At 60.5% G+C, this 17,530-nt stretch carries 13 protein-coding genes and 1 tRNA gene; 4 read left to right on the forward strand and 10 right to left on the reverse strand.

The genetic code is table 11. The annotated features are described in order from the left end of the window. On the reverse strand, window positions 1–986 hold a 986-nt coding region (gene trkA, locus ACZM96_RS04005), incomplete at its 3' end, for a Trk system potassium transporter TrkA (RefSeq protein WP_489487519.1). Between the two features lie 494 nt (window positions 987–1,480). Between trkA and ACZM96_RS04010 the strand changes: the two genes are divergently transcribed. Further along, a tRNA-Val gene (locus tag ACZM96_RS04010) sits at window positions 1,481–1,556 on the forward strand. Between the two features lie 79 nt (window positions 1,557–1,635). Here the strand turns inward: ACZM96_RS04010 and ACZM96_RS04015 are convergent. From ACZM96_RS04015 to ACZM96_RS04045, 7 genes are all read right to left on the reverse strand, one after another. Further along, a complete protein-coding gene (locus tag ACZM96_RS04015) occupies window positions 1,636–1,839 on the reverse strand; it encodes a hypothetical protein (RefSeq protein WP_489487520.1) in 204 nt (67 codons plus the stop codon). 261 nt (window positions 1,840–2,100) lie between these two features. Beyond that, window positions 2,101–2,742 (reverse strand): hypothetical protein, encoded by a 642-nt coding sequence (locus ACZM96_RS04020; RefSeq protein WP_489487521.1) that lies wholly within the window; start codon window positions 2,740–2,742, stop codon window positions 2,101–2,103. 182 nt (window positions 2,743–2,924) lie between these two features. Continuing rightward, window positions 2,925–4,391 (reverse strand): sodium:solute symporter family transporter, encoded by a 1,467-nt coding sequence (locus tag ACZM96_RS04025; protein ID WP_489487523.1) that lies wholly within the window; start codon window positions 4,389–4,391, stop codon window positions 2,925–2,927. A gap of 12 nt (window positions 4,392–4,403) precedes the next feature. Then, window positions 4,404–4,544 carry a hypothetical protein gene (locus ACZM96_RS04030; RefSeq protein ID WP_294483990.1) on the reverse strand — a complete coding sequence of 47 codons (141 nt, stop codon included), beginning with the start codon at window positions 4,542–4,544 and terminating at the stop codon, window positions 4,404–4,406. Window positions 4,545–4,612: 68 nt separating this feature from the next. Beyond that, window positions 4,613–4,834 carry a 4Fe-4S binding protein gene (locus tag ACZM96_RS04035; RefSeq protein WP_346665371.1) on the reverse strand — a complete coding sequence of 74 codons (222 nt, stop codon included), beginning with the start codon at window positions 4,832–4,834 and terminating at the stop codon, window positions 4,613–4,615. Further along, window positions 4,834–6,579 carry an FAD-dependent oxidoreductase gene (locus tag ACZM96_RS04040; RefSeq protein ID WP_489487525.1) on the reverse strand — a complete coding sequence of 582 codons (1,746 nt, stop codon included), beginning with the start codon at window positions 6,577–6,579 and terminating at the stop codon, window positions 4,834–4,836. Before ACZM96_RS04040 ends, ACZM96_RS04035 begins: the two co-directional genes overlap by 1 nt. A 326-nt stretch (window positions 6,580–6,905) precedes the next feature. After that, window positions 6,906–9,980, reverse strand: a complete 3,075-nt coding sequence (locus ACZM96_RS04045) for a sigma 54-interacting transcriptional regulator (protein ID WP_489487526.1) — start codon at window positions 9,978–9,980, stop codon at window positions 6,906–6,908. Window positions 9,981–10,230: 250 nt separating this feature from the next. On the opposite strand from ACZM96_RS04045, the gene ACZM96_RS04050 reads away from it, so the two are divergent. From ACZM96_RS04050 to ACZM96_RS04060, 3 genes are all read left to right on the forward strand, one after another. Further along, window positions 10,231–11,871, forward strand: coding sequence for an FAD-dependent oxidoreductase (locus tag ACZM96_RS04050; protein WP_489487528.1), 1,641 nt, complete (start codon window positions 10,231–10,233; stop codon window positions 11,869–11,871). Between the two features lie 14 nt (window positions 11,872–11,885). Next, entirely contained in the window at window positions 11,886–13,604 is a 1,719-nt protein-coding gene (locus tag ACZM96_RS04055) for an FAD-dependent oxidoreductase (protein ID WP_294483999.1), read from the forward strand. A gap of 103 nt (window positions 13,605–13,707) precedes the next feature. After that, on the forward strand, window positions 13,708–15,171 hold the full coding sequence (locus ACZM96_RS04060) for an SLC13 family permease (protein WP_489487530.1): 1,464 nt from the start codon (window positions 13,708–13,710) through the stop codon (window positions 15,169–15,171). A gap of 242 nt (window positions 15,172–15,413) precedes the next feature. On the opposite strand, the gene ACZM96_RS04065 is transcribed toward ACZM96_RS04060, so the two are convergent. Together ACZM96_RS04065 and ACZM96_RS04070 are read right to left on the reverse strand one after the other, a co-directional pair. Beyond that, window positions 15,414–15,770 (reverse strand): P-II family nitrogen regulator, encoded by a 357-nt coding sequence (locus tag ACZM96_RS04065; protein ID WP_346665377.1) that lies wholly within the window; start codon window positions 15,768–15,770, stop codon window positions 15,414–15,416. A gap of 24 nt (window positions 15,771–15,794) precedes the next feature. Beyond that, window positions 15,795–17,000, reverse strand: a complete 1,206-nt coding sequence (locus ACZM96_RS04070; RefSeq protein WP_489487532.1) for an ammonium transporter — start codon at window positions 16,998–17,000, stop codon at window positions 15,795–15,797. Window positions 17,001–17,530: the final 530 nt, after the last annotated feature.

Consider the following 17,530-nt stretch of genomic DNA (forward strand, 5'->3'; position numbering starts at 1 on the left):
TTCTTGGCCAGCATGCAGGAAAGAATATTGGACTCTTCGTTCTCGGAAACGGCGACGAAGGCATCCATCTCGCCTATCTTCTCTTCTTCAAGGAGACTGCGGTCTCTGGCGTCGCCGTGCAGAATCAGCGTGGATCCGAGGCTGGAGGAAAGCTTTTCGCACTCCGCGGCATTTCCGGCAATCAGGCAGACCTGCACGTTCATCGACTCCAGACTTCTCGCAAGCGCCGTTCCTATGAGTCCCGCGCCGTAAATGCACACGCTGCGCACGGGGCGGCGCTTCTGCTCCAGCGCGCGAAGTATGGAAGGCAGCGCCGCAGGCTCGTAGATGAAGTGAACGATGTCACCCTGCCGTATGACATCGGAGCCGGAAGGAATGATGAGTCTGTCCTCCCGGTAAATCGCGCCTATCATGACGCGCTCTTCCTGCATCACTTCACGAAAGCGGAAAAGCGGCAGATCGATGAGGGGGCCTCTGTCCACCTTCATGCCCGTCATGCGAATGCGGCGATTGGCGAATTCGTGATATTCCACGGAACCGGGCATGGTGATGAGGCGGGATATGGACCGGACTATTTCCTCTTCGGGATTGACCAGAAGACTGAGCCCGAGGCTCTTTTCCAGAAAGCCCGGCAGAAGATGATAGTCGGGATTGCGCACGCGGGCCACTCGCGTGGCCTGGGGCGCCAGTTCTCTGGCGAACATGCAGGCCATGATGTTCACTTCGTCGGAGTTCGTCACCGCAAGAACCAGCTCCGCCTTGTCTATTCCGGCGTCCTGCAGCACCTGCGGGCTGGCCCCCGAGCCCGTCAGCGTCTGAACGTCAAACGCTTCCTGTATCTTGCGCAGCTGCGCTTCGTCATGGTCGATGACAATGACCTGCCGCTGTTCCTCGGCAAGCCGCCTTGTCGTATGAAAGCCGACTTCTCCTGCGCCGATGATGACAATCCGCCCGGAGGAAGGCGCAGATTTTTCCTTAAAAAACATGACTACCTCATGTAAAGGTGGCTGATGAAGACCTATGCCATACGGCCATGGAACATACCATCATGACCATATTTTTCAACGTGCCTTACCGGGCATCTCCCATCTGCAATCACACCTGTATTCCACTCGTAAATACGAACAAAACATCTGTCATACCATGGCATATAATTGCAGCAGTCATGCATAAAACTTTTCATAAAAGAATCGGGAACACGTCATTTCGGCGCAACATATCATTGTTCAACAGCATATCGGCAAAAACAACAGGGACTGCCTTCCTCAATTCATGGAGAAACAGCATTTGAACTCTCCCCCTTCAGAGCCGGAAACGCAGAACAGAGAGACGCCGCCGAAACGTGTTCGGAAGCTCCTCCGGCCGAATGCTCCTCCGCTCTTTCCGGCTCATCCGCCCTCATGGTTGCGCCGCAGGCACCGCCCTGCCGGGGCATCCCTTGCTTGACAGAACAGGGCACTTCCCCTAGAAAAAACGGCGGGGGCGGTTAGCTCAGTTGGTAGAGTATCGGTCTTACACACCGACTGTCAGGGGTTCGAGTCCCTTACCGCCCACCAGAATTTGACGTTCCGAAGAAAAGCCGTGTTTTACATGGCTTTTCTTTTTTAACAAGCTCATGCCCTCAGGGCAGCGGCATCAGAGCTTTTCCCATTTGCTGAAGCGCGGGCAGGAACCGCCGGAGAGCATCTTCATCTTGCGTATGGGGCAGTAGGCCGGGGCCGAATCGCAGCGGATTCTGACAACGCCCTTGAACATATGAATCTCGGGAACGCGCTTGCCTTCCCACCACCGGCAGGCTCCGCACTTCTTGTCCTGGGGAAAAATGGTATTCGTCGCCATAACAATTTCTCCTTTGCCGCGCCTGCCGCACAAAACGCCGACGCTCCATGTCTCCCCGATATCACACCCGCACACCCTTCTCAACGTAGGCGCGGTGAAAAAGAGCCCCGCGCGTTGCCGCACGCCCCTTGTTTCCTAAAGCTGCGCCGAAGCGTCGCGCCTTCCCGCGCAGGCCGCATCTTTCCGCAGCCTGCGCGCCCGTTCCGCGCGTTCCGTTTTCCGCGCCGCCGTCCCGCGCAGTTTTACGAAGCCGCCTTCTTGTCAGGACGCCTCCCGTCGCTCCATGCCGAGCACATACTCGACCACATTCCAGTATTCGGAAACGCCGCCGAGGCCGGTGGTGGCGTCGAACACGAACATTTTTCCTTCGGCCGGACGCTCCTTCGGTCGCATGATCCAGAACGGCTTGCAGAGCAGACGGGACGAGGACTCCGAGCACCGGATGTCCGCGCGCGGTCCAAGGGGAAGATTGCAGCGTCGCCCCCACGCGGCAATCGCAAACGCCTCCGCCTTTGACGCCGCCTCCGCCTCGTCGAGAACGGCTGCGGCAACATGCGCAGACACTTCAAGAGCCTGCCCGTCCGCTTCCACGCGCGCGGGGGCAAACGCAGGCTCCGCATCGCCGTGCTCAAAAACAATCCGCTCTTCGCAAACTTCGGGAAACGACGACACCCGAAGGCACTTGCCCGTGCGCGCATCGACCACAAGCAGCATTTCCAGCGGTCTTTTTCCGAAAAAGCGCCAGCTCGCCTGCCCCCGCAGATGAAAAAGCCGGTAGGGGTAATACAGAAGATCGAGCCGAACCTCCTCCCTTCTCTTGCGCAGAAAGGCATACCGCGCACAAAGCGCCTCCGCGTCCCACGCAAGGCCGGAAGAGTTCAGCGTCAGCGTCGTCGTGTCCATGAGTCACCAGCAAGCCGAACATGCGGCTCGACCAAATCAAGAAAAATACGGAAAGCGCCTGTTTCGAGCGCCCGTCGTTCAAGGCTACGGGACCGCTTCAGGCAGAGCGGCAAACAAACCGAAACTCCGCTGAAAACATTGCAGGGGCCTTCCGACGAAACAGCCGAAAAGCCCCTGAACGATCAGAGCTGACGGAACTTTTCCCACAGCTCCCGGATGTCCGGATCGAGCTCGCTCTTTTTGAACACGGCGTTGACGGCAAAGAAGATAAGCGGCGCGCCGATCAGCCCCACCAGAAGCGCGGGAATGCCCGTAGGCTTCTGCAGCCAGATGGTCCATACGGGAATGATGATCATGATGCTCACCATCTGCGCCAGCGCGGCCTGTTTGGAGGCGCCGGGAATGAGGATGACGCCGATCATGGGCATGAGGAAGGTGAACACCAGAAAACCGAAGGCGAACACGCCGATCCAGAAAATGATGGTCGGCGGCTTGACGGCAAAGAGCAGCGGCAGCAGCACGAACACGGCGGCGCCCAGACGGTTGTAGAACATGGGATGCCGGGTGTAGCGCTCTGGAATGGCGAGCTTGAAGATGTCTTCCGTGAGCGACGAGGCCGCCACCACGATGGAGCCGCTCACCGTGGACATGATGGCGGCGAGCACGGCGGCAAGATAGATGCCGCCCGTAATGGGCGAAAGCACCTTGGGAATGAGCAGCGGAATGACCATGTCGGGATTCTTCACCTCGCCGGGCGCGAGCACCATGTGACTCATCATGCCGGTGGTGGCCAGCGTCCAGGCGAGAATGGCGGAGAACACCACGCACACGATCATGGCCACGCGTGCGGTGCGCACGTCGCGCATGGAAAAGATGGCCACGCTCTGCTGAGGCATGGCAATGCCTACGAGCATGGTGATGGCGAGAATGATGAACAGATTGGACCAGCTCATTTTTCCGCCGCCCGTGACGTCGAGCAGATTGGGATCAATGGAGCCGAGCGCGGCGTTGAGCTGGGAGAGCAGATCCCCCGACACGCCGCCGAAGGCCGCCTGGGCCGTGGCCGTGAAGATGGCGATGGAGCCGAGCACCATGATGATGCCCTGAATGAAGTCCGTCCACACCGAGGCGAGATAGCCGCCCATGACGCAGTACACGCCCACGACGACCGCGCCGATGAACAGCCCCGAAAGATAGTCCAGACCGAGAATGGTGGAAAAGATTTCTCCCGTGGCCTTGAACTGCGCCACGAGCGAGCCGCCGAGGCCTATGAGGATGGCCACGGCCGCCACCACGCGGATGGCGCGGCTTTTATAGCGCTTTTCCAGCATCTGCGGCAGGGTGAGCACGTTGAAATGATCGAAGGCCAGCTTGAGGCGCTGCCCGAACACGCGGAAGGAAAAGAAATAGCACAGCGGCGTGCCTATGCCCATGGCGAGCGAAGACCAGCCCGCATTCCAGGCCATGCCGGGGCTGCCCACGAGCTTGACGCCGCTCTCCCAGGTGGCCGCGAACTTGAAGGCCGTGAACCACGGCCCGAAGCCCTTGCCGCCGAGAAAGTAGTCTCTCGAATCCCTCACCTTGCGGGAGGCGAGGTAGCCTATGAACAACATGAGTCCGAAATAGACGACGAGTATGGCAATCATCATGGCGCGCCCCTTCTAATTCCTCTTTTTCTTATTGTCGGGGCGGGTTCTGCCCTGAAGGCACCACCAGATGCCGTAGCCTATGACGAACACAAACTGCACCAGAAACGCGCCGATGTAGAGAAGAAAGGTTGAAGTGGGCATATTGGCAATCATGAGCGAATCTCCCGCGTTGTTCCGATGCGTTTGCAAACGGCAGGCCGCCCCGGAGGGCGGCCGCACCATCAGATCTTCCAGGGCAGAATGGGCCGACGTTCCCGGTCTGCGGAAACGGCGATGGCCCCTGCCGGACAGTATTTTTCACACAGAAAACAGGACTGGCAGTCCTGAAGATAGGCGATGTACGGATGCTTGTCCTCGTCGGCCCGCAAGACGTCCTGCGGGCAGTAGGTGACGCAGCGCAGGCAGCGGACGCACTTGTCGTAATCGATATGACGGATGCCCATTAGATGTTCTCCCCAAGTTTTCTGGCCGCGGCAATGGAGGCGTGAAGTTCGCGCTTGTGCTCGGGACGCAGCGGATAGCGGTCGATGGGAATATCCTTCGTGCGGAGCGCAAGTTCGCCGTTCTGCTGTTCCACGAGAATCCATTTCAGCCAGTTCTCGTTGTCGATTTCCGGGTAGTCGAGGCGCAGATGCGAGCCGCGGCTTTCCTTGCGGTACAGGGCGGCGGTAAGCATGACTTCCGCGCTCAGCACCATGTTGCGCGCCTCCAGGGCAAAGCGCAGACCGTGCGCGTCGAGGGCGCACAGGCGGGGCACGTCGTACTTCTTGATTTCCCGAATGCGGTTCAGCGCGGCGAGCATCTTTTCTTCGGTGCGCAGAATGTACACGTCGTAGGGGAAGAGCGCCTCCTGCACGGCGATGACCACATGGGAAGGATCCACGCCCTGCGGATGTCTGAGCGGCGTGGTGAGTTTTTCCACCACCTGCTCGATTTCCTTCTCATCCACGTCCGGTTCGCCCACGGTGCGGGCGTATTTCGCGCTGGATTCGCCGACCACCGCGCCCGTGGTGGACGCCGCAGGCATGGCGTAGGCGCAGAAGCCCTCCACGCCCGAGGTGGGGCCGAACGTGGCGTCGCCCGCGGCGTACAGGCCTTCCAGCGTGGTGCGGCCGTCGAGGTCAATGTACAGGCCGCCGCCGAAGCCCACGTTGCCTATGAGCGCGGAAACCCAGCTCAGCTTGCCCTGAATAACCTTGCGGTTCTTGTCCACGTAGCCCGCCTGTTCGTAGGAGCGGTACATGAGCGGCAGCGTGCGTTCAAAGAGTTCCCAGTCCTTGGGCGTGAAGGAGGAATAATCGAAATAGAGCGGGCCGCGGCCGAAATGCACTTCCAGGGCCATGGAAGCGGAAATGCGCCACAGGTTGCCGTGAGAGGCGTATTCCGGGTCGTATTTTGCAGTGAAGTCCTCGCCGAGGGCGTTGACGAACTTGGCGCCGAGCCCCTGCGAAACGTTCATGCCGTGCGTGGCGAAGTTGCCGTGCGTGAGCTGATGGCAGTTGAATTCGTAGTTGGCGAGCGCCGCACCGGCTTCAAGGCCCATGATGTGCGCGTCGCCCGTTTCCATGTGCAGATCGGCGTAGTGCGACTTGTAGGCCTGCGCGCCGGTGGTGAGCACCACGGCCCTGGCCTTGACCACGTACACTTCGCCGGTCACGCCGTGGAATCCCACCACGCCGCGGATGACACGGTCGTTGCCTTTTTCATGGAGCAGCGCGTCCACCATGACGCGATCCACGATGGTCACGCCCTTTTCCTTGCAGACTCTGCGCATGACTTCCATGAACTGCGGCCCGTGGAACATGAGCGTCTTGATGGGGCGCTGATCAGAAGAACCCTGTCCTTCAATGCGGCGATAGGTGCCGTCTTCGTTCTTTTCAAACACCACGCCCCAGGATTCCAGTTCCTTCACCCTGTCGCCGATGGTGTCGAAATGCTTTTTCAGCCAGTCCTGATCATTGATATAGAAGCCTTCTTCCACGGCCTTGCCGTACCACAGGTCGAGGGAGTCCTCTTCCTTGAGATAGGCCTTGAACGAGCCGGCGCCGAACGTGCCGCAGCCGCTCTTGCCCACATAGCCCTTGTCCAGAAGAATGACGTCGGCGCCGTTTTCCGCCGCCTTCACGGCGGCGAAGGTTCCGGCCGGACCGCCGCCCACGACAACGACATCGCATTGCAGAGTTTTCATACTGTTCTCCATGGTGAGAGCGACAGACGCTTCCGTCCGAAAAAATGCGGAAAGACGCCGGGCCGCTTGTTCGAGAATACATGACGCAGCCGCGGAGCTCAACAACATTTTACGCTATTTCGCTGCGATACGTTTATGTTTTCCCCAGAGAGCCCCATACCTTCACACGCAACGCAAAACAGTGTCGAACGACGCCTTATTTACAAAAACGTTCTCCTTCGCGATCCAAAAAACGAACAGCATTTCCCCTCTCCCGCGCTCTGCTGCAGAATATCGCGGCAAAAGCATCGAAAGGCTTCCCGCCCATCGGCATCGAAAAGCGTTCGTCACTCCAAGCCGGAAGCGTCCTGCCGCGCGTCGTCTTCCCGGGAAAGGCCGTACTTGCGCATTTTCGCGTACAGTGCGGAGCGGCTTATCTTCAAAACGGCCAGAGCTCCGTACCGGCCGTCGATGCGCCAGCCCGTCCGACGAAGCGCGGCGAGAATGCATCGCTTTTCCGCCTCCTCCACGGAACAGACGGGCTCTTCCCGCTCCGCCGCCGGAGGTTCGTTGCGACCGCCGGAGGCTGCGCTTCTGACGGGCGCTTCATAGAAGCCCTCCTGAAAGGCGAGCGTGCGGCCGCCGCTGAGAATGACGGACTGCTCGACCACGTTGCGCAGCTCGCGGATGTTGCCCGGCCACGGCCACTGTTCGAGCAGACGGCAGTTGGCTTCGGAAAAGTCCTGCACCACGTCGCGGCCGTGCCTGTGGGCAAAATGATGCAGATAGTAGCGGGCCAGAGGAAGAATGTCCTGACGCCGCTCCCGCAGCGGCGGAATATGGAGACAAATGACCGCCACCCGGTAATAGAGATCGGCACGGAACGCACCCGTGCGCACGGCCTCGCCGATGTTGCGGTTGGTGGCGGCCACCAGCCGGAAATTGATGCGTATGGACCTTGTGCCGCCCACCCGCAGAAAACTCCGCTCCTGCAGCACCCGCAGCAGCTTGGCCTGCACCCTGGGACTCGCCTCCGTCAGCTCGTCCAGAAAAAGCGTGCCGTTCTCGGCAAGTTCCACCAGTCCAAGCTTGCTGTTCATGGCTCCGGTGAAGGCGCCCTTTTCATGCCCGAAGAACTCGCTTTCAAAAAGCTCGTCCTGCAGGCTCGCCATGTTGATGGTCACCAGACGGCCGCTTCTGCCGCTCCGCTCATGAATGCGCCGGGCCAGCATTTCCTTGCCCACGCCGGACTCGCCGTTGAGCAGAACCGCCGCATCCGTGCCCGCCGCGTTGTCCACGTCCGCCAGAAAATTCCGCATCGTCGAGGAAACCCATATCATTTCCTGAGAGCTCTCGCCCGGGGCGGAAACGCTCTGCGTGCGGCGTTCCGTTTCCAGCGTGAGCATGCACGGCCAGGTAAGCACCCGGGCTATGTCGCGCAGAAGCGTTTCGTCCAGCACAGCCCTCAGCTTTTCGGGAAACGTGCCCGCAAGGCAGAGCACGTATAATCCGTAGGGTCGGCAGTCCAGCGGCAGCCCGACAAACATGCCCCGCTTCTCGCCGTCCGTCACGCTGTCCAGAATGACCGGTTCCCCTTCCGCCACGAGTTCCGCCATTTCCTCCACCGTGGCGGCCCCCAGAAAACTCTCAAGCGCAGAGCCGTTTTTTTCCACAAGACGCAGCGGCGCGGAAGGCTGAGAACGATGATACAGCCAGCCCTCCGACGCGCCGAGCAGCCTCCCCGACTCCGTCAGCAGCATGCGGGAAAACTCCTCAAACGACAGTCCGGAACGCCGGGGCGCAAAATTGTCGCGAAACGCTTCCACCAGCGCGTGGGCGGAAACCACGCTCTCTTCTCCCGCGTTCAGATACGACGGCACCAGCCGAAGCAGCCTGTCGGACCAGAAGAACGCCTTCTGATACCGGTAGGACCGCCAGGCTTCGTTGACGAGCAGCGCCGCCTCCTTCTCGTTTTCATCCAGCAGCAGCGAAGCCAGAAAAAGACGCGTCTGATCCGCCCCGAGCGTGTTGTGAATGGCGTCCAGCAGGGCAATGCTCCTGCGGTAGGCCTCCACGGCCTCGGCCTTTTTTCCCGCCCGTTCCAGCAGCCGCCCCTGCACGCGGAAGGCCACCCCGCGCAGCAGACGGTTCGGCCCCGAAAGGCAGCGGGCCAGCTCCTCTTCAAAGGAATAGCACGGCAGAGGCGGCAGGCCCTTTTCGTGCATGCAGGCCAGCAGTTCGAGGAAAACGCCGTTGAGATACACCGGCCGCTGATATCCCTGCGCCTCGGCCTTGCGCAGGGCGGGCAGCAGCACCTTGTAGGCCGCCTCAATGTGCCCGGAAAACATGTGATAGCAGGCCAGGTGACGCAGCGTGGTCACGGCGCTGGCAATGTCGGTCTTCTTCGTTATGCCGGTAAGAGCCATGTCCAGCTGTTCCAGCGCCTTTTCGCTCCTGCCCATGCGCAGATACACGAAGGCAAGCTGACTGCGCATGTTGCGCGAAAGCGAGGAGTCGCTGCTCACTTCGGCCTGCCGGAGTCTCGTGAGCAGAAGCCTCACCGCCAGATCGAAATCCCCGCGGTTGGCCGCCGCAAATCCCCAGTGCCGGGCATAGAACATTTCAAAGTAGCGGCGGCGCTGAATGCGCATTTTCCGGCTGGCCCGGGAGAAGAAATTCATGGCCTGTTCGTAGTCGCCTTCCAAAAAGGCGAAAATGCCGAGATAGGGCACGGCCGTCTCCACAAGAACAGGATCCTTCACCGTGTCGAGCTCCGCCCTGCCCCGGGCCATGATTTCATGAAAATACGCGCTGTTGTGCTCGGGAATATTGCACACGTTGAGCGAGCCTATGAGCAGATCCATCAGCGCCGTCTCTCCCATGTCTCCGGTGCCGAGCGCCATATCCCGCGCCTGAAAGAAAAACTGAGGAAGCCCGGGAATGAAGATGCCCGAACACACGATGAACAGATTGAGCTCCCGGCACAGTCCGAGAAAACGCTTTATCTGCAAAAGCGTGGAAGGAGAAAGATTCCGCAGCCTCTCCAGCGCGAACATGAGCATGGCCCGCATGTCGTCCGTGGAAAGCGCACGGATGCGCTGCTCGCCCTGCTCCAGAAACGCTTCCAGAGCTCCCAGCTCGTCCCCTTCGGCAAGGCTGCGCAAAAAGCGCTCGAAGGGAGAGGTTCCGACAAGAGAGCGCAGACGCGCGGCCGCGTCTTCGTGCCTTGCCAGCAGCACATCCAGCGCCTGCCACTCCGCCGCTTCTTCTCCGGCCGGCGCAAAGCAGCCGCGTCCTGCGGCCGAAAGTTCGAGTCCGGCCAGTTTCACCAGCATTTCAGGGCGCCAGTGCCTTCCGAAAAGTTCCCGCAGAAACGCTCCCGTTTCCGTGCTGTTTTCCCAGTCCGTCTTCTGCTGCCGCATGCTCCTTCTCCTGTACCGACAAGCCCTGCGCACAGACGCAGGCCCGCTCATCGTAACTGTATTTTTTACGCACAGCAATAAGACGTTTTGTGTTTTTTAAATACGAAACACGCTTGCATTACAAAGGCCAAAAAACAACAAATACCAATAAATAAAACATATTATAATCATGGCACGCTTCTTGCTACATAAGGGGCAATTCATCTGAAACAACCATCGGTCCTGCATTGCAACCCGCCAAGGAGATTCCATGATTCAGAGTATCGACCCCGCAGCCTGTACCGGATGCGGCACATGCACCAAAACATGCCCGCTCGACGTTTTCCGTCTTGACACGCAGCAGGAAGAGCTTTCCCCCTGCATGGCAGCCTGTCCCGCCGGCGTGGACATCCGCAGGAACAACTACCTCATCCAGCAGGGCAGGCTCGACGAGGCGGCGGAAAACTTCCTGAATGCCAACCCCTTCCCGGCCATCACCGGACGCGTCTGCTTCCATCCCTGCGAATCCAGGTGCTCCCGCGCCAAGGTGGATCAGGCCGTGAACATCAACGCCATCGAACAGGTGCTCGGCGACCGCGGCATGACGCTTCCGCAGAAGGAAAAGGTGCAGCGTCACATCACCAAGGTGGCCGTGGTGGGCTCCGGCCCCGCCGGACTGTCCTGTGCATGGTTCCTGGCCAACATGGGCTATCCCGTCACGGTATTTGAAGCCCGTCCCTTCCCCGGCGGCATGCTGCGCTACGGCATTCCCGCCTATCGCCTGCCCGACGCCGTGGTCACGGGGCAGATTGAACGCCTGGAACGCCTGGGCGTGACGTTCTGCTGCAACACCCTCGTGGGCGACAACGCCGACGTCAGCCTCGCCGATCTGAAAAAGCGCGGCTTCAAGGCCGTCATGCTCGCTCCCGGCGCAAGCGCCGCCAAGAAGGTGGACATCGAGGGCGCGGACGCCGAAGGCGTTCACTGGGGACTCGATTTTCTGCGCGCCTGCCGCGACGATGAAAAACCTGAAATTTCCGGCGACGTGGTGGTCATCGGCGGCGGCGACGTGGCCGTGGACGCGGCCATCAGCGCCAAGCGCCTCGGCGCGGATCGCGTGTACATGGCCTGCCTTGAAAGCCGCGACGCCATGCCCGCGTATCCCCACAATCAGAAGGACGCCGAAAACGAAGGCGTGGAATTCCACTGCGGTTTCGGCCCGGCGCGCATTCTCACCGAAGACGGCCATGTTTCCGGCATAGAGCTGCACGCCTGCACACGCCTCAAAGATGAGGAAGGACGCTTCGCCCCGCTCTTCGACGCCGACTCAACGCTGCATCTTGCCGCCTCCCACATCATTTTCGCCATCGGCCAGACCCCGGAACTGAGCGGCTTTGCCGGCGAGGTAACGGTGGAACGCAACCGCATCGTCGTGAACGACATCACCTTCGCCACGTCGGCATGGGGCATTTTCGCCGCGGGCGACGCGGCTTCCGGCCCGGCCTCCGTGGTGGCCGCCATTGCGGGCGGCCGTGAATGCGCCTGCTCCATCGACCGCATGCTGAAAGGCGCGGACCTCACCGGCGAACGCGGCAGAAATCGCCCCTGCGTGCCCGAAGACAAACTACCCGGCGAAGGCATCCGCCACGAAGTGCGGCACGAACGCGCCGCGCTTCCCGCGGACCCGGAACATCCCTTTGCGGAACACACGAAGCCTCTGGACATGGAAGCCTGCTTTGCCGAAGCGCTGCGCTGCATGACCTGCGGCAGCAAATCCCGCATCACCTACACCGACGACTGCATGACCTGCTTCAACTGCGAGCTCCACTGCCCCTCCGGTGCCATTTTCGTTCATCCCTTCAAAGAACGCTTTGCCCGAACCCTTGACCAGATTGAAGTCGCCAAGAGCTGAACCCGGAGGATATCATGAAAGAAACCAGAGGATACGAATACACGACCGACCTTCTCGTCATCGGCTGCGGCTTCAGCGGCATGTGGGCCGCCATGCGGGCCAAGGACTTTCTTGACGACGTGCTGGTGGTGGACAAGGGCCCCCGCGACTGGGGCGGACTCGGCGGACTTTCCGGCGGCGACATGATCGTCAAGCAGCCCGACATGAACCTCGACGACCTGCTCGACGACCTCGTGTACTACTACGACGGCCTGGCCGATCAGCGCATTCTCGGCCAGATTCTCACCCAGTCCTACGAGCGCTTCATGGACTTTGAAAACTGGGGACACAAGTTCGTGCGCAACGACAAGGGCGAACTGTGCTTCATTCCCCAGCGCGCGCTCGATCACATGCGCTACTACTATTATCATCCCTACGGCATGGGCGGCATTGAAAAGGCCCGTCTGCTCAAGCAGGAATGCGAAAAACGCGGCGTGCGCCGCCTCGGCCGCACCGTGATCACCGACGTCATCACAGACGGCGACCGCGTCACCGGCGCGGTGGGCTTTCATGCGCAGAGCGGCGTTCCGGTCTTCATCAAGGCTCGCGCCGTGCTGCTCGCCACCAACACCGGCGGCTGGAAGCCTTCCTACCATCAGAACACGCCGGCGAGCGAAGGCGTGAGCATCGCCTGGAACGCGGGCTGCGCCATGCGCAACTTTGAATTCTGGAAGGTGTGGAACGTGCCCGTGGATTTCGCCTGGGAAGGTCAGACCGGCCTGCTGCCCAAGGGCGCACGCTTTCTCAACAACAAGGGCGAAGACTTCATGCGCAAGTACTCGCCGAAGTTCGGCGCCAAGGCCGATCCGCACTACAACACCCGCGGCATGGTGTGCGAAGTGCGCGCGGGCAACGGCCCCATCGTGTTCGACTGCAGCCAGATGAAGCCCGAAGACGTGGAAACCATGCGTCCGCGCGCCGGATGGATGGGCCTCAACGACAAGAAGCTGCGTGCCATGGGCATAGACTTCTTTGCCCAGAAGCTCCAGTGGATGCCGCAGGTGCGTCACACCTACGGCGGCATTGTGGCCGACCTCGACGGCTCCACGGCCGTGAAGGGTCTCTACGCCGCGGGCCTTGCGCGCAACCCGGATCCCGGCGTGTACATGGGCGGCTGGGCCACCTGCATCACCGCCACCACCGGCTACTGCGCGGGCGAAGCCGCCGCGCACTTCGTGCAGGGACACGACGCCGTGGCCTTCGACAGAGCCTACGCCGAAGACAAGGTGAACGGCCTGCTCAAGTATCTGGGCAGAGACGGCATAGCCCCCAAGGACGTCATTGCCGACATGCGCGAAGTGATGAGCGCCCCGGACATCGCCCTCATGAAGACGGGGCAGGGCCTCACCCGCGGCCTCGACCGCGTGGCCGAAGTGCGCGAGGAATTCGCTCCGCGCATGGGCGCCCGCGACGCCCACGAGCTGGCCAAGCTCTTCGAGGCGCAGTCCACCATTCTGCTCACGGATCTCAGCCTCACCGCCGCCCTCACCCGCAAGGAATCGCGCGCGGGCCACTTCCGCGAAGACTTCCCCGAACGGGACAACGCCCACTGGCTCAAGTGGATCGAACAGAAAATGGTGGACGGCAGACGCGAACTGCACACCGTGCCCGTGCCCGTCAACGAATATCCCATCAAGCCCTACCGCTACTACATGGACAACTTCACCTGGCCTGAACACCGGCATGCAGGCTAGTTCCGTCCGCAGCGGAACGATATCGGCGCGGCCGTCCCCCGGCGGCCGCGCCTCTGCCGCGCATCCTGCGTGAAAAATATCCCATCTTTTTTCGAGGAAAAGCATGAGCACCACAACTCTCGCGCACAAACGCCCCCTCTCCCTTTCGTACTACATTCACACCGCCGTCTGCCTCATCATCATGTTCGGCGTAGGTCAGCTTCCGCCTCTCGCCCCGCTCACGCCCCTGGGCATGAATCTTGTCGGCATCTTCCTCGGCGTGCTCTACGGATGGATTTTCATCGAAATCGTCTGGCCCAGCCTCGCCGGACTGCTGGCCATGATGCTCATCGGCGGCATGACACCGGTAAAGCTGCTCAACAACAGCTTCGGCCACCCCATCGTGCAGATGATGTTCTTCATCTTCGTGTTCTGCGCCACCATCAACTACTACGGCCTTTCCAAGTTCATTTCGCTCTGGTTCATCACGAGAAAGTGCGTGTGCGGAAAACCGTGGCTGTTCACCTTCACGTTTCTGGCCTCCATGTTCATTCTCGGCGCGCTCACCAGCGCCTCGCCCGCGGCGCTCATAGGCTGGAGCATTCTGTACGGCGTGTGCGAAGTGTGCGGCTACAAGCGCGGCGACGGCTACCCCACCATGATGGTGTTCGGCATCGTGTTCGCCACCCAGATAGGCCAGTCCATGATTCCCTTCAAGCAGGTGGCGCTTACCGTGTTCAGCGCCTATGAAACCATGTCCGGCAGCGGCATAGACTACGCGAAGTACATGATCATTGCCTGCTTCATCTGCGTGCTCTGCTCGCTGTTCTTCATTCTCATGGGCAAGTACGTGTTCAAGCCCGACATGTCCAGGCTGCGCGACCTCAAAGCCGACGATCTGGACAGCGAAGGCGCGCTCAACCTCAACAACGTGCAGAAGACCATTCTCGTCTTTTTGTTCATGCTGGTGCTTTTGCTGCTCGCGCCGAGCTTCCTGCCCGCCGACTTCTTCCTCACCCGCTTCCTCAAGGCCATAGACAACACCGGCGTGGTCATTCTGCTCGTCACCATCATGGCCTGCATCCGCGTGGACGGAAAGCCCCTGCTCAACTTCAAGGTCATGGTCGATTCCGGCGTCACCTGGGGCATCGTGCTGCTGCTCGCCTTCGTGCAGCCGCTCACCATAGGCATGGCCTCTCCCAACAGCGGCATCACCGACTTCCTCATGGGACTCATCATGCCGCTCTTCGGCGAAAGCTCTCCCATGACCTTCGCCCTCATCATCGGCTTCGGCGCCATGCTGCTGACGCAGGTCATGAACAACGGCGCCGTGGGCGTGGTGCTCATGCCCGTCATCTACAGCTTCAGTCAGGCCACGGGCATGGCTCCCGAAATTCCGCTCATCATGGTGGTCATGTGCGTGCACTTCGCCTTCCTCACCCCCGCCGCCAGCGCCAGCGCCGCCCTGCTGCACGGCAACGAATGGAGCAATACCGCCGTCATCTGGAAGACCGCGCCCATCGCCATCATAGGGGCCTACCTTTCCACCGCCATAGTCACCATGATTCTCGGTCCCGTGCTCTTCTAGCTCACGCCTGCCGCGCCGTGCCGGACAGCGCGGCAGCAACGGGGAACCTCCCCATTCCCCATCGGCGGACGGGCCTTGCGGTCCGTCCGCTTCCGGCGTCCGCCGCTTCGGCCGGAACGCTTCCGGTCGTCCTCCGAAGCGCGCAAAAGACGCGCGGCGACTTCCGTCTCCGCGCGTCTTCCAGAAGAGGACTCAGGTCCTTTCTTTTTCCGTTTTCCGTTCCCGTTTACGTCGGAAAATTGCTACAGCGCTGCCTTGCCCGACTCGCCCGTGCGGATGCGTATGACGTTGTCCACGGGCAGAATGAATATCTTGCCGTCGCCGACGGCCCCGGTGCGGGCGTGTTCCAGAATGATCTTGACGGCGTCGTCCACCTTTTCCTCTTCCATCACGATTTCCAGCATCATTTTGGAGCGGAAGTCCACTTCCATGCGCTGCGAACGATAAATTTCGGTATGGCCGCGCTGACGTCCGAATCCGCGCACTTCCATGAGCGTGGCGCCGCCTATGCCTATGGAGCTCAGGGCTTCCTTCACGCGGTCCACGGTTTCCAGTCTAAGAATAACCTGCAACTTTTTCAGGGAATTTTCTTTCTGCATGACAGTATCCTCATCAGTCGGTAGTTATATCTGGTAGCCGGATTCGGAATGTTCCGAAATGTCGAGACCCGTCACTTCCTTGTCCAGCGGCACGCGCAGGCCGACAAGCATGTCGGTGAGCTTGAGCAGCACGTAGCTGACCGGGAAGCAGAAGCCCACCGTGGCGATGACGGACACGAACTGCACCCAGAGCTGATACGGATTGCCGTACAGAAGTCCGTCCACGCCGTTGACTTCGGCACAGGCGAACACACCCGTAAGCAGTGCGCCGAGAACGCCGCCCACGCCGTGAATGCCCACGACGTCGAGAGCGTCATCATAGTTGAAAAGTCTCTTGAGGAAAATACCGCCGTAGCAGACCGCGCCGCCGAGCAAACCGATGATGATGGCCGCCCAGGGTTCCACGAAGCCTGCGCCGGGAGTGATGGCCACAAGGCCCGCCACTGCGCCGGAAGCCGCGCCGAGCACGGTGAAGTGACCGGTGTGCCAGCGTTCCACGGCGAGCCAGCCGAGGATGGCGCAGCCGGCGGAAAGATGCGTGGTGACCAGAGCGTTGGCGGCAAGGCCGTTGGCCGCGAGCGCGCTGCCCGCGTTGAAGCCGAACCAGCCGAACCAGAGCAGTCCCGCGCCGAGCACGGTCATGGGAATGTTGTGAGGCAGACCGGCTCTGCGGCCCATGGTGGAACGCTTGCCGAGCACGATGGCGGCGGCAAGAGCGGCCGAACCGGAGCTCATATGCACCACCGCGCCGCCGGCGAAGTCAAGAGCGCCCATCTGCATGAGCCAGCCGCCGCCCCACACCCAGTGGGCCATGGGGCAGTACACAACGATCAGCCACAGCGTGGAGAAGAGCAGCATGGCCTGAAAGTGAATGCGTTCGGCGTACGCGCCGGAAATGAGCGCGGGAGTGAGCGCGGCGAACATGCACTGGAAGGCCATGAAGGCAAGCGCCGGAATGGAGCCGCCGTTGAGAGGTTCCTTGCCCACGCCGAAGAGCATGATGTTTTCAAGACCGCCGATAAGGCCGTGAATATCAGGACCGAAGGCCAGCGTGTAGCCCACGAGAGGCCAGAGCAGCGCGCCTACGCCGAGCAGAACAAAGCTGTGCATGGTGGTGGAAAGCACGTTGCGCGAGGCCACGAGTCCGCCGTAGAACAGAGCGAGTGCCGGCACCATAAGCATGACCAGCATGGCGCTGATAAGAACAAAACCGGTATCAGCAGCGTTCATAGATATTTCCTCCTTCATCCAGAACGTCAGATTCTGTTCTTGACGATGCATAAACCGTGCCAGCTCTCCCAAAAATAATTCAACGCGGCAAAATAACTGACATCTTCGTCAAAACGCCGACTAGCTCATTGATACAATAACGTTTTGGCACAATCCTGTTTTTCGTCGGTCTTCCTCCCGTGCATTTTTGTGTTCGGAAATATTTTCTCCAATTTTTTCAAAAGGAAAGATAGGATAATATTTTTTTGTACCAATTCAAAAATAACGATGAATCCTTTTCGTACCCCGCCGCCTCAAAAAACGAAGGGCTCCGGGGGCGCAGCAGATGCGGGCGGCTCTCGACTGCTCCGAAATCCGCGGTCGACGGTCGAGCCCTTTTCCGAAAGAAACGGCCTTCTCGCCTCAAACGGTTTTCAAGGGAAAACACCGGGCCCGCCTTCCGGGAGGCAGCGCAGCAGCCGACCGGAGCCAGGGAAGCCGGCGCAAAGCGCCTGTCGCCGGAGGGCGTGCCGGAGCTCTCCCCACAGGTT

The organism is Mailhella sp., from assembly GCF_057866825.1.

What these genes read in the sequence shown, in the direction of transcription:
- ACZM96_RS04015 (WP_489487520.1), bottom strand. Translation starts at nt 1,839, where the DNA reads ATGGCGACGAATACCATTTTTCCCCAGGACAAGAAGTGCGGAGCCTGC.
- ACZM96_RS04020 (WP_489487521.1), bottom strand. Translation starts at nt 2,742, where the DNA reads ATGGACACGACGACGCTGACGCTGAACTCTTCCGGCCTTGCGTGGGAC.
- ACZM96_RS04025 (WP_489487523.1), bottom strand. Translation starts at nt 4,391, where the DNA reads ATGATGATTGCCATACTCGTCGTCTATTTCGGACTCATGTTGTTCATA.
- ACZM96_RS04030 (WP_294483990.1), bottom strand. Translation starts at nt 4,544, where the DNA reads ATGATTGCCAATATGCCCACTTCAACCTTTCTTCTCTACATCGGCGCG.
- ACZM96_RS04035 (WP_346665371.1), bottom strand. Translation starts at nt 4,834, where the DNA reads ATGGGCATCCGTCATATCGATTACGACAAGTGCGTCCGCTGCCTGCGC.
- ACZM96_RS04040 (WP_489487525.1), bottom strand. Translation starts at nt 6,579, where the DNA reads ATGAAAACTCTGCAATGCGATGTCGTTGTCGTGGGCGGCGGTCCGGCC.
- ACZM96_RS04045 (WP_489487526.1), bottom strand. Translation starts at nt 9,980, where the DNA reads ATGCGGCAGCAGAAGACGGACTGGGAAAACAGCACGGAAACGGGAGCG.
- ACZM96_RS04050 (WP_489487528.1), top strand. Translation starts at nt 10,231, where the DNA reads ATGATTCAGAGTATCGACCCCGCAGCCTGTACCGGATGCGGCACATGC.
- ACZM96_RS04055 (WP_294483999.1), top strand. Translation starts at nt 11,886, where the DNA reads ATGAAAGAAACCAGAGGATACGAATACACGACCGACCTTCTCGTCATC.
- ACZM96_RS04060 (WP_489487530.1), top strand. Translation starts at nt 13,708, where the DNA reads ATGAGCACCACAACTCTCGCGCACAAACGCCCCCTCTCCCTTTCGTAC.
- ACZM96_RS04065 (WP_346665377.1), bottom strand. Translation starts at nt 15,770, where the DNA reads ATGCAGAAAGAAAATTCCCTGAAAAAGTTGCAGGTTATTCTTAGACTG.
- ACZM96_RS04070 (WP_489487532.1), bottom strand. Translation starts at nt 17,000, where the DNA reads ATGAACGCTGCTGATACCGGTTTTGTTCTTATCAGCGCCATGCTGGTC.